Origin of the sequence: Acetobacter tropicalis (assembly GCF_001580915.1) — a bacterium.
Classification (GTDB): domain Bacteria; phylum Pseudomonadota; class Alphaproteobacteria; order Acetobacterales; family Acetobacteraceae; genus Acetobacter; species Acetobacter tropicalis.
In genome coordinates, this window is record NZ_LHZQ01000152.1 from 1 (window position 1) to 11,624 (window position 11,624).

The 11,624-nt window shown below is 60.7% G+C and carries 11 protein-coding genes; 6 read left to right on the forward strand and 5 right to left on the reverse strand.

The window, feature by feature from the left end; translation table 11 throughout:
* Positions 1-62 precede the first annotated feature (62 nt).
* Both AD944_RS02330 and AD944_RS02335 read right to left on the reverse strand, forming a co-directional pair.
* Entirely contained in the window at positions 63-1,445 is a 1,383-nt protein-coding gene (locus AD944_RS02330) for a S41 family peptidase (RefSeq protein ID WP_052427110.1), read from the reverse strand.
* A gap of 111 nt (positions 1,446-1,556) precedes the next feature.
* On the reverse strand, positions 1,557-2,927 hold the full coding sequence (locus AD944_RS02335; RefSeq protein ID WP_045541730.1) for an amidase: 1,371 nt from the start codon (positions 2,925-2,927) through the stop codon (positions 1,557-1,559).
* Between the two features lie 140 nt (positions 2,928-3,067).
* On the opposite strand from AD944_RS02335, the gene AD944_RS02340 reads away from it, so the two are divergent.
* Positions 3,068-4,546 carry a sugar porter family MFS transporter gene (locus tag AD944_RS02340; protein ID WP_082741170.1) on the forward strand — a complete coding sequence of 493 codons (1,479 nt, stop codon included), beginning with the start codon at positions 3,068-3,070 and terminating at the stop codon, positions 4,544-4,546.
* Here AD944_RS02340 and AD944_RS02345 read toward each other — a convergent pair.
* Positions 4,531-5,316 carry an exodeoxyribonuclease III gene (locus AD944_RS02345; protein ID WP_045541729.1) on the reverse strand — a complete coding sequence of 262 codons (786 nt, stop codon included), beginning with the start codon at positions 5,314-5,316 and terminating at the stop codon, positions 4,531-4,533. The two genes, AD944_RS02340 and AD944_RS02345, sit on opposite strands and share 16 nt — an antisense overlap.
* A complete protein-coding gene (locus tag AD944_RS02350; protein WP_006559643.1) occupies positions 5,313-5,684 on the reverse strand; it encodes a HesB/IscA family protein in 372 nt (123 codons plus the stop codon). The genes AD944_RS02345 and AD944_RS02350 overlap by 4 nt, the downstream gene beginning before the upstream one ends.
* Positions 5,685-5,874: 190 nt before the next feature.
* Between AD944_RS02350 and AD944_RS02355 the strand changes: the two genes are divergently transcribed.
* The 3 genes from AD944_RS02355 to AD944_RS02365 are packed head-to-tail and all read left to right on the forward strand — an operon-like array spanning position 5,875 to position 9,976.
* Complete coding sequence (locus AD944_RS02355) at positions 5,875-7,068, forward strand: deoxyguanosinetriphosphate triphosphohydrolase (RefSeq protein WP_045541728.1); 1,194 nt, start codon at positions 5,875-5,877, stop codon at positions 7,066-7,068.
* Positions 7,069-7,109: 41 nt separating this feature from the next.
* Positions 7,110-8,897 carry an arginine--tRNA ligase gene (gene argS, locus AD944_RS02360; protein ID WP_045541727.1) on the forward strand — a complete coding sequence of 596 codons (1,788 nt, stop codon included), beginning with the start codon at positions 7,110-7,112 and terminating at the stop codon, positions 8,895-8,897.
* Positions 8,897-9,976, forward strand: coding sequence for an SPOR domain-containing protein (locus tag AD944_RS02365; RefSeq protein WP_045541726.1), 1,080 nt, complete (start codon positions 8,897-8,899; stop codon positions 9,974-9,976). Before argS ends, AD944_RS02365 begins: the two co-directional genes overlap by 1 nt.
* A gap of 44 nt (positions 9,977-10,020) precedes the next feature.
* Here AD944_RS02365 and AD944_RS16620 read toward each other — a convergent pair whose 3' ends face one another.
* Positions 10,021-10,233: a hypothetical protein gene (locus tag AD944_RS16620; RefSeq protein WP_145912791.1), complete on the reverse strand. Its 213-nt coding sequence runs from the start codon at positions 10,231-10,233 to the stop codon at positions 10,021-10,023.
* Between the two features lie 67 nt (positions 10,234-10,300).
* Here AD944_RS16620 and AD944_RS02370 point away from each other — a divergent pair, with 67 nt between their 5' ends.
* Both AD944_RS02370 and AD944_RS02375 read left to right on the forward strand, forming a co-directional pair.
* Entirely contained in the window at positions 10,301-11,371 is a 1,071-nt protein-coding gene (locus tag AD944_RS02370) for a segregation and condensation protein A (protein WP_052427109.1), read from the forward strand.
* On the forward strand, positions 11,368-11,624 hold a 257-nt coding region (locus AD944_RS02375; RefSeq protein WP_211263323.1), incomplete at its 3' end, for a hypothetical protein. The genes AD944_RS02370 and AD944_RS02375, both read left to right, overlap by 4 nt.

Here is an 11,624-nt window from a genome sequence, read left to right on the forward strand (position 1 = left end):
CTCGGTGCTCGGTGCTCGGTGCTCGGTGCTCGGTGCTCGTGCTGTGGCGTTGGCCGCCGTTTCTAAGGCACTCTCAGGTTGTGTAACCATAAAGTTGCAGCCTGAATTGTAGCTGTTTCATCCTCTATATGTTCGTCAGGTTCTACACCGTGCTTGTAAATCACGCCCGTTCGGTCTGCTTCAAAACTGGTGGCTATGGGCATGATACCGCCATCCGGCAGCCTGAATGTACGGTTGCTGGATGTCAGGCCCGCCGTAGGGGTTCCAAAAAATCGTGTGTTGGGGCGGCCCTTGAAGGCGATGGCAACGGCCTCGCCTGAACTTGCGGTATGGGGACCAATCAGGACAGCAACGGGGATTGTGGAAAGATCAGGCTGCGCCATGTCCTGATGGTCTATGGGCAGGGTCTCTTTCCATGGGCGCGATTTTTCGCCTGATATGGTCACGAAATATCCCAAGGGTCCATCACCCAGAAACGGTTTGAGACCGGCAAGCATAGGCCACATGTTGCCACCCTGATCTTTCCGCAGATCAAGCACCCACCCTTTGGCGGGGGCAAGGGACCGAATGGTGGAGAGAAGGGCGTCCCTGTAGGCGGAAATTTCTTGCGGTGAGTGTGGGGTAAAGCCTGTCAGACCAATTGTATTTATGCCAGCGGAAAGGGTTTTGGCCTCAGGGGGAGCACGCCACATCTGTTCAAAGCCCGACTTTTTCCACGGCGGGATGACAAGGCTATGGTGATCATCAAGATTTTTAATAAGAGCTCTCAGGTTCGCATAAACATCGGCAAGGAGCGCTGTGTGGGAGAGGGCAAGCAGGCGCGGCGTTTCTGTTTTCCAGTCAATGTGTGACGCATTGACCGCATTTTCTTTAATATCAGACAGCGCTTTCTGCATGACAGCTTCCGGCAGGGGGGTGGCATCCGGCAGTTTTTCATCATCAAGCGCGGATAATGTCAGGGAACTGGCAGTTACTTTCCCTTTTCCCTTCAGCAATACGCCAAACACAAGTCTGGTCGCGTCATGCGGAATCAGAATCAATGTTGTGCGTGTCACATTCTGGCTGCTGGCGGGCACAGGGGCAGCTTGTGTGTTGGAAAAGGCAACCTGTTTTGTGCCTGCATAGGCGGCTATCCATAACGCTGCGCCGGTAGCGGTACTGTCTGTGGTTAAAATGCCCTGTAGGCGAACGGCTTTTCCCTGTCGCCCGGTGGCGGGAGCGGCGTGGCTGGCAGCGGCAAAAGCATCCAGTGGGGCAGTGCCACTGTGCAGCGTTATGGTATCATCTGATGCGTCACCCTCGGGGTGGTGTGTGATGGTGAGGTCATAGCTGTTTGCAGTATCGGTTTTTTCCCACCCGGTCTGCTGTGCCCCTGCTGCCTGCGGCATCAGGGCGCAGGCCAAAAGAGCAGAAACACAGGCGATGTTTTTGACCGAGCGAGGCATCAGAGCGCTTTCCTGTTCAGTATTCAGAAAGATGATGCACCAGAAATGCTGTTTGGCATCACCTGTTCTGTGTTGTCATGAAAAAATCATCTCTCTTCGGCTGGTAAGGTATTATGTGCGGCTGCTTTGCAAGGCCTGTTCCATCCAGGCTGCAAGTGGAAAAAGATGGGAGTCCTGATTGTGCAGGGCCATGGCCATCAGACCAACGGGGGCCGTGCCTGCCGGATGGCATGGCAGGCTGATGGCACATCCATCTAGAAAATTGGTTACAGTCGGGTTGCGTAGCAGTAGCAGGTTTGTGCGTGTGTAGATGTCATCCTCGGCAAGGTCCGCCATGCGGGGGGCAATAATCGGCACGGTCGGCATCAGAATGGCATCATAGCCTCCCAGAACTTGCGCTGCCTTGGCAATCAGGGCGTTCCGGTTGCGGATAAGGGTGATGTAATCAACAGCACTCTGCTCCCTGCCGCGTAAAATCCGTTTCAGCACAAAGGGATCATACAGATCAGCTTTGTGGGCAATCAGGTCTGCATGCCATGTCAGGGATTCCGGGGCCGGGAACCCGCCCAGCCGGTTCAGTTCCGGCAGCGTAGCGAGGTCTGGAAAATGCACATCTTCCAGCATAGCCCCGGCCTGTTCCAGCCTGCGCAGGGCAGCATGATAGGCGGTGGAGACCGGTTCATCCATGCCGTCCAGCACGTAAGTCTGCAACACGCCCAGCCGTGGGGCGGAGAGAGCATCCGGTGCAGGGGCGTGTGCTGCTGTCACCTCCTGCCCGGAGAGGGCGCGGTCTGCCGCCCAGCAGCAGGACACGGTATGGCCAAGGCTGCCAATGGAATCCAGCGTGAAGGATAGCGGCACCGTGCCTTGGGTAGAAATGCGGCTGGCGGTGGGTTTGTAACCCACAAGCCCCGTCAGGGCGGCGGGAATACGGCAGGAGCCCCCTGTGTCACTGCCAATGCCAATAGCGGCCATGCTATCTGTGACGGAAATGGCCGCACCGGAAGAAGAGCCACCCGGAATACGGCGGTTTGGGCGGTCCCACGGGTTGGCGGGCGTGCCGGTGTGCGGGTTGATACCCACGCCGGAGAACGCAAATTCCGTCATGCTGGTGCGGCCAATGGAGATCAGCCCGGCCTGCTTCAGGTTGGCAATGGCGGGCGCATCCTGCTGCGCGGGTGCGGCATCAGCCAACACGCGGGACCCTGCGGTGGTGATACTCCCTGCCTCATTAAACAGATCTTTCACAGACGCAGGAACACCCGCCAGAAGCGGCAGGGTATTTCCTGCCTTGCGGTGTGCATCATAGGCATCAGCCGTGGCGCGGGCCTGTTCTGCATGCACTTCCGTAAAGGTGCGTGTGCCTTCGCCTGCTGGGTCGGCTATGCGGGCCAGAGCCTGCTCCACGAGGTTCCGGCTGGTGGTGGAGCCTGCCGCCAGAGCGCGGGCTGTGTGCAGAAGAGAGGCTGAGGGCTCAGGCATGGAATGGGCTCCAGAAGGAATGGGCAAGCCGGACAGATGATGGCTTCTATAAAAGCGTGGTTGCAAAAAAAATCACAACCCCCGCAGGCATAGAACGTTGTGATGCTGAGATAACATAATAACAAAAGCGGAGGTCCATTGTGCAGGGAACCGGCTGTTCTGAACTGAACAGAAGCCATGAAGAAAAACCACAAGATAATAGCAGTAACTCTGCCGGCCCATGGCTGGGGCAGGCGTCCCTTTTTGCGCTGGCTGCGGGACTCGCCGGGTTGATGTTTGGGCTGGATACCGGCGTTATTGCCGGAGCTCTGCATTTTATTGGGCTGGAATTTCATACCACAACCGTTACGGATGAATGGATTGTCTCCACTCTTATGCTGGGGGCAGCCGGGGGTGCGTTGCTGGCTTCCTTTCTGGCGCGGGAATGGGGGCGGCGTATCACGCTTTCCTGTGCGGCCGTGCTGTTTCTGGCAGGCACGGCGGCGTGCTGCTTTGCCCATTCCGTGCCCGTGCTGATGGCAGGCCGTGTGGTGCTGGGTCTGGGCGTTGGTCTGGCTGCTTTTGCCGCACCCCTCTATATTTCTGAAATTACCGCCCAAAAAGACCGCGGGCGTATGATTTCCCTGTATCAGATGGCCATTACCATCGGCATGCTGATGGCCTATTTTTCAGACAGTCTGCTGGCTGGCGGCGGTCATTGGCGCTGGATGCTGGGCATTCCCGCCATCCCGGCCGTGTTCTTTCTGCTCAGCACGCTGGTGGTGCCTTATTCTCCGCGCTGGCTCGTCACACAGGGGCGGCACAAGGAGGCTTCCCGCGTGCTGCACATGCTGCGCGACAGTAGCGAGAAAGCCAAGCGTGAACTCACGCGCATCCGCCAGCAGGTGAACAAGGAAAATGTGAGCGGATTTGAACTGTTCAAAACCAGTGCACCCTTCCGCCGCAGCTTCTTTCTGGGGCTTTCCCTTCAGGCGCTGCAACAGCTTACGGGCATTAACGTGCTGATGTATTATGCGCCCAAAGTGCTGGAACGCGCGCATTTTGGCAGCGCAGCCGCCATCTGGGCCACAACATTGCTGGGCGTGGCCAATCTGGCGGCCACCGTTGCCGCCCTGTTTCTGATCGACCGCTGGGGGCGTCGTCCGCTGCTGGTAACAAGCTGCATTATTGCCAGCCTCAGTCTGGTTCTGTTTGGGTTTGTGCTGAAGCTTCATGTGGATGGACCGTTGGGTGCTGTGCTGATTATTGGCACGCTGGTCGCGTTTATTCTGGGCTACGCCTTGGGGGAAGGGCCGCTGCCATGGACCCTGTGCTCGGAAATTCAGCCGCTGAAGGGGCGTAGCCTCGCCATCGGGTGCTCCACTTTTGTCAATTGGATAACCAACTGGCTGATCAGCACCGTCTTCCTGTCCTGCATGACCGTGCTGGGAGATTCCGTCACGTTCTGGATGCTGGCCGGGTTCAACATGTTGTTTCTGGTGGTGGCGCTGCTGTTTGTGCCGGAAACCAAAGGCACATCACTGGAAGATATTGAAGATAACCTGATGCGCGGTGAACGCCTGCGCGATATTGGCGGTCCCGCCGCCCCGCAGGAAGCAGGGACTCAGGCCGTAGCCTGAGCCTTGTCCTGCAAGGTAACAATCAGTGGCACATGGTCGGACGGGCGTTCCATCGCCCGTTCATCCCGGTCCGGCCAGGCGGTTTCAAGCCGTTCCGCCACACGGGGGGAGAGCAGGGCGTGGTCAATCCGCAGCCCGCAATCCCGGCCCCAGGCTCCGGCCTGATAATCCCAGAACGTATAGGCCGGGCCAGAGGGATGCAGCGCGCGCAGGCCGTCTGTCAGGCCCAGCCACAACAGGCGGCGGTAGGCTGCGCGGCTTTGCGGGCGCACCAGTGCGTCATCGGGGCCGAGGGCACCGGGGGCGCAGTCTTCCGGTGTCGGGCAGACATTGTAGTCGCCAGCCAGAATGAAATCCGTATCCGTTTGCAAAAATGCGCGGGCACGGGCTGTCAGGGCATCAAAAAACGCCAGCTTGGTTGCGTAACCATCCTCCCCGCCGGAATTGCCATTGGGCAGATACAAATTGCCCAGTGTCAGCCCTTGCGTGCGCACTTCCACATAACGGGCCACCGGGTGGTCAAACCCCGGCAGATGATCCGTGGTGATCTCCATCCCGCTTTTAACCAGCGTAGCCACCCCGTTATAGGATTTCTGGCCCACAACGGCACAATCATATCCGGCTTTCTGAAAGGCTTCGGCAGGAAACTGCGCGGTCTCGCACTTGATTTCCTGCATCATCAGCACGTCAGGCTGTTCGCGCTCCAGCCAGTCCAGAATCAGGTGCTGGCGCTGGCGAACGGAATTAACGTTCCAGGTCGCTATTTTCATGCGACGGAAAAGCTCGTGCCACACCCGCAGGAGGACGCGGCATTGGGGTTGTTCACCGCAAAATGCGCCCCCATCAGCTTGTCCGTAAAATCCAGTTCCGCCCCGGCCAGAAGATCAAGGCTGGCAGGGTCCACCACCACCAGCGCGCCCCCTTTTTCAATGTGCGTATCATCCGGGGCAATCGCCTCCGGCCCGATCAGCGTGAACTGATACTGGAAGCCATTGCAACCTCCGGCTTCCACCGCCACGCGCAGCGCGGCTGGCGGGGGTGCGCCCTCCGGGGTGGCAGTGGCCTTGCGTTTGGCAATAACCGAGGCAATCCGCGTGGCGGCGGCCTCAGACACGGTAAAGGGCTGGGGCTGGGTCATACTCCACTAGATAGCGCGGGGGGAGGGCAGTTTGAAGGGGCATGGGGGCAGAGATGGTCAATTTTCAAGTAATGGCTTAGGGTGCGGCGCATCTTATGTGGTGGAACCTGCCTGAAACGCAGTTTTGCCGCACCAGCGGGGCAGCCTACGCCCGCCCCGGAACACCGTGACGGAGCAGGATTACACACCCATGCCAGCACAGGCCGCAGCCCATCTGTTTCTTGCCCCTTATGCAGTGCAGCCGGGCGAAGGCCGTGGCCGCCGCCTGCATGCGGAGGATGAATCTCCCACCCGTTCGCCTTGGCAGCGGGACAGGGACCGCGTTGTGCATTCCTCAGGCTTCCGCCGCCTGCAATATAAAACGCAGGTGTTCATCAACCATGAAGGTGATTTTTTCCGCACCCGCCTGACCCATTCGCTGGAAGTGGCGCAGGTCGCGCGCTCCATGGCCCGCTTTCTGCAACTGGATGAAGACCTGACAGAAGCCGTGGCTCTGGCGCATGATCTGGGCCACACGCCCTTCGGCCATGCGGGGGAGGATGCGCTGGCCGCCCAGATGCAGCCGTGGGAGGGGTTTGACCACAACACGCAGGCGCTCCGGCAGGTGACGCTGCTGGAACGCCGCTATCTGGCCTTTGATGGCCTGAACCTGACATGGGAAACACTGGAAGGGCTGGCCAAACATAACGGGCCGGTCAAAAAGCCCGCGCCGTGGCTGCGTGAGTTTGATGCCCAATGGCCGCTGGACCTGCACACCTATGCCTCGGCAGAGGCGCAGGTGGCGGCGTTGGCGGATGATATCGCCTATCACGGGCATGATCTGGATGATGGTGTGAAATCCGGCCTGCTGACGCTGGAAGACCTGAAAGACGTGCCGCTGGTGGGGGATGCGCTGGCGCAGGCTCAGGCGCTGGCGGCGGATCTGCCAGCAGATATGCCCCAGAAAAACCAGCGTATCCGGCATGAAATGGTGCGGCGTGTGATTCATGCGCTGGCCACGGATGTGCTGGTGTGCACCCGCAAGAACCTTCAGGACCTTGCACCGAGCAGTGTGGAAGATATCCGTGCCGCATCCGCGCCGGTGGTGGCGTTCAGCCCCGCCATGGCGGAGGCCAACAAGGGGATCCGCAAGTTCCTGTTCGCCAAATTGTACCGGCACTGGCGCGTCAACCGCATGACGTACAAGGCCCGGCATGTCACGGCGGAACTGTTCACCATTCTGGTGGAGTCGCCCAAGCTGTTGCCAGACCGCTGGCGTGAAACTGCATTGGCGGGTAATGACGCCACCATACGCCGTACAGTGGCGGATTACGTGGCTTCCATGACGGATCGCTACGCCATGGAAGAACATCGCCGGTTGACTGATCTGTCAGTACCGGGCTGAAAACGCGGCTCGATCGCTTTTGTAGTGGGAATTTTGTCGGCATGTCTGAGTGTTTGTTCCAGCTTTATCGTCACCATGTCCTGGCCGCCGTGCGAGGGCTGCTGCCCGACGTGCCGGAAGAAACACTGGCCCGCGTTGAAGTAACCCCCACGCGCGACCCCGCGCATGGGGATATGGCGACCAACGCCGCCCTGCTGCTGGCCAAGGCTGCCCGCCGCAAACCGGCCGATATTGCGGCTGATCTTGTTGCGGCCCTGCAAAAGGTGGATGGCGTGGCCAAGGTGGCCGCTGCTGGCCCCGGCTTTGTGAACATCACACTGGCCCCGGATGTGCTGCGCTCCGTTCTGCCGGCCGTGCTCAAGGCGGGTGAACGGTATGGCGATTCGCAATCCGGCAAAGGCGTGCGGGTGAATGTGGAATATGTGTCCGCCAACCCCACCGGCCCCATGCATGTGGGCCATTGCCGCGGCGCCGTGGTGGGGGATGCGCTGGCCAACCTGCTGGCCAAGGCCGGGTTTGATGTCACCAAGGAGTTCTACATCAATGATGCCGGCGCACAGGTAAAGGCGCTGGCCTGGGCCACCTACTGGCGTTATTTGCAGGCGCTGGGCACCACCCTGACGGAAGATGCGTTTTCAGACCTCACACCCGGCGGGCTGCAATACAAGGGTGAATACCTGATTCCCGTAGCCGCTGAACTGGTGGCCGAATATGGGGACAAACTGGCTGAAGACGGCGCACGCCCGGCACCTGAAAAAACATGGCTTGAAACCGTACGCGGCTTTGCCGTGGCGCATATGCTGACCGCCATCAAGGAAGATCTGGCCGCCCTTGGCGTGCATCATGATGTCTTCACGTCCGAAGCTCAGGTGCTGCGCGATGGTGTGGTGGATGCCGCCATCACCCGGCTGGACAAGGAAGGCCTGCTGTATGAAGGCGTGCTGGAACCGCCCAAAGGCAAGCTGCCGGATGACTGGGAAGAACGTGAACAGCTTCTGTTCCGCTCCACCCAGTTCGGGGATGATGTTGACCGCCCGCTGAAGAAGTCTGACGGCACAAACACCTACTTCGCCAATGATATCGGTTGCCATGCGGATAAGGTGGCCCGTGGCGCGCAGGTGCTGATTGACGTGTGGGGCGCGGACCATGGTGGGTACGTCAAACGCATGAAAGCCGCCGTGCGTGCCGTTACGGATGATACCGTGCCGCTGGAAGTGGTGCTGTGCCAGATTGTGCACATCCTGCGGGATGGTCAGCCGGTTAAAATGTCCAAACGCGCGGGCACCTTTGTCACCCTGCGGGACCTGATTGATGAAGTGGGCAAGGATGCCGTGCGCTTCACCATGCTTACCCGCAAGAGCGATGCCCAGATGGAGTTTGATCTCGATCTGGTGGTAGCGCAGCAGCGGGATAACCCGATCTTTTATGTGCAGTATGCTCACGCCCGCTGCCGCTCCGTTCTGCGCATGGCGCAGGAAGATGGCAGCTACGGCCCCGTAACAGCAGAGGCACTGGCACAGGTGCCCCTGACCACGCTGGAAGCCGATGCGGAAATGGCGCTGCTGCGCCGTCTGGCGGAATGGCCGCGCCTGATTGAGTCCGCAGCCCTTGCGCGGGAGGCCCATCGCGTGGCCTTCTATCTGGCAGACGTAGCGAGTGACTTCCATGCCCTGTGGAACCGTGGCCGGGATGATGCATCCCTGCGCTTCCTTCAGCCGGATGCGCCAGAGGCAACCCGTGCGCGGCTGGCGCTTGTTGCCGCCACCGCCACGGTTATCCGCTCTGGTCTGGCTGTAATGGGCGTGGAACCCGTAGAGGAAATGCGCTGATGAGTGACGATAACAAGGATTTTTCGTCAGATAACCGGATCAGCCGCGCGCGTGAGCGCATGAGCACGGATTATGATGACACCCTGCCTCCCCGCCGGCCCACAGGGCCAGCAGGCAAGGGGGGTGTTGCGTCCAGTGTTCTCACCCAGTTTCTGAGCAGTGATGCCGGAACCCGCAAGCTGGTCTATGGCGCTGCGGGCCTTGGGGGACTGCTGGTGCTGGGTATTGGCGGCTGGGCCCTGCTGGGCCACCACCAGAGCGGTATTCCCGTCATGGGGCCACCGCCTGTTGCCATGCGCACCAAGCCGGTTGATCCGGGTGGCATGCAGCTTGATGGTGTGGCCATGCCTGATACGCCGGATGACGGGCAGGCTCATCCGGTGCCCGCGCCTGAAAAACCCAACCCCACCGCGCTGGCCCAGCAATACGGCCAGCAGGCTGCCAGCACGGAGGCCGCGGACAACGCGAAAAAAGCGGCAGATGCCACGGGTGATGATCCGGACATCAAGGAAGCCGGACCTAAAGGGACTGATGCTGGTGCCCAGGGCACAGATCAGCCTCAGGCAGGCGGGGCTACCGGTGCGCAGCCAACCGCGGAAGATCAGCAGCCCACAAGCCTGCCCGATTCTTCCAACGGCACAACGGATGAATCCGCTGCCGGTGATGCCGCAGCGGCCTCCGGCGCGGCTACCGGCAAGGCCGCCCAGCCGCAGACTACTCCGGCAGCGCCTGCAACTCCGGCCCGCAAAGCGGCTTCCGATTCCGCAGCAACGCCAGCCGCCCGCAAGGTGGAACAGGCTCCTGCCGCTGCGCCGCTCCCGGCCTCCTCTGGTGGCAAATATCGCGTGCAGCTTGCGGCGTTGCAGTCTGAAGCGCAGGCGCAGCAGGAATGGAGCCGCCTGAAAACGCGGTATCCCACTCTGTTTGCAGACCGCACGCCTATGGTGGAAAAAGTGCAGCGTGATAACGCAGTGTTCTATCGTCTGCGGGTGGCTGGTTTTGCCTCCACTGCGGAGACACGGACCTTCTGCAACGCGGTGCGGGAACGTGGGCTGGCCTGTGCGCAGGTGCACCAGTAACCGCTGCGCGGCAACCGGCCCGCATGTGCTAAAGGCCAAGGTTCTCACGGGGCGCTCGGTTCTTCCCGGCGTAAAAGCCGGGGTGCTTGCATGAAAGACCATGCGGTGCTGTCACAAAAGCGGGCTATGCCGTCCCGGACGCTCGCTTCCGGGAGCAACGCTTTTTTCAGCGGATATTGGTCTGGGCGTTTCGGCTCTGGGGGTGTTAGCCCGTGCGTGATGCGGTTGCTGCGGGCCCAGTCCGGGTGGTCAGCCAAACAGGCCGCCTGAGTAAAGAGCACCTTACCCATGTTTGTAAGCCACAGATAAGGCAAGACCTGACAGATGGACGCCGATCAGCGGCCTGCACTTCACCCTGATGCCCCGGCCCCGGACGAGACGCTGGCAACTGGCGTTTCTCCGGCACCGCAGGAAACACCGTCTCCTGAAGCGGGAGCGGAGCAGCCCGGCGTTGCCAGTGCAAGCACGGAAGAGGCCGTGCCCCGCGTACCCGTGCTGCATCTGGATGGGTTTGAAGGCCCGCTGGATCTGCTGCTGGATCTGGCACGGGCGCAAAAGGTTGATTTAAGCCGCATTTCCATTCTGCAACTGGTGGAACAGTATCTGGCCGTGGTGGAATCCGCCCGCAAGGTGCGGCTGGAACTGGCGGCGGACTGGCTGGTGATGGCCGCTTGGCTGGCGTGGCTGAAATCCCGCCTGTTGCTGCCCGCCGAAGATGATCTGGCCATGGAGGGCGAGGAAGCTGCCGAACTGTTGCAGGAACGGCTGATTGAACTGGCCTGCATGGGGGAACTGGCCCGCTGGCTGGATGCCCGCCCCCGGCTGGGGCGCGATGTCTGGGCGCGTGGCGAGAGTGAAACCCTGATAGAAATTGATCGCTCCGGTCTGGCGCTGGATATGCCGCAGCTTATGCGGGCCTATATGGCCGCCATGCGCCGTACGGCCCGCAAGCGCATCTATGCCCCGCGCACCATCCGGTTCTGGACCGTGCAGGATGCGCTTTCCCGCCTGACCCGCCTGTTGGGAGAAACGCCGCCGGGCTGGAACAGTCTTGACGCCTTCCTGCCAGACGCCCTGCCAGAGGCCGCTGTGGGGGAGGACGCCATCCGCCAGCGTCGCGCCGCCATGGCAGGCACGCTGATTGCGGGGCTGGAACTGGCCAAAAGTGGCAGGCTTGAATTGCGGCAGGACGAAACTTTCGGTCAGATCCTGCTTCGCCCCCATGAAGGACCAATTGACCCTGTGGAGGATGAGGAAACGCCTCCCGCTCCAGAGGCATCCGCCGAGGATAGTCTGGCGGAGGGAGAGCAGGGCACCGACGCAGCAGTGCAGGCAGCATCAGACCAGCAGCCGTCAAAGCGGCGTAAAGGCAAACGGGGGAGACACAACACATGACCACCACCAACCCGGATGTTCCCCCCATGCCGCAGACCTCGCAGCAGAACACCCCTTCCACCCCGGATCACCCCGATATGGCGGATAACACGCAGGCCGCACCCATCCTCGCGGCACTGAAAGACCCTGCGCAACCCGAAGCAGGGGACGCCGAAAAAAGAGTGGCCCCTACCTCATCTTCGCTTGACGCCCCAACCCAAACCAGCACGGCTTTAGAAGCAGAAGCAGAAGCAGAAGCAGAAGCAGAAGCAGA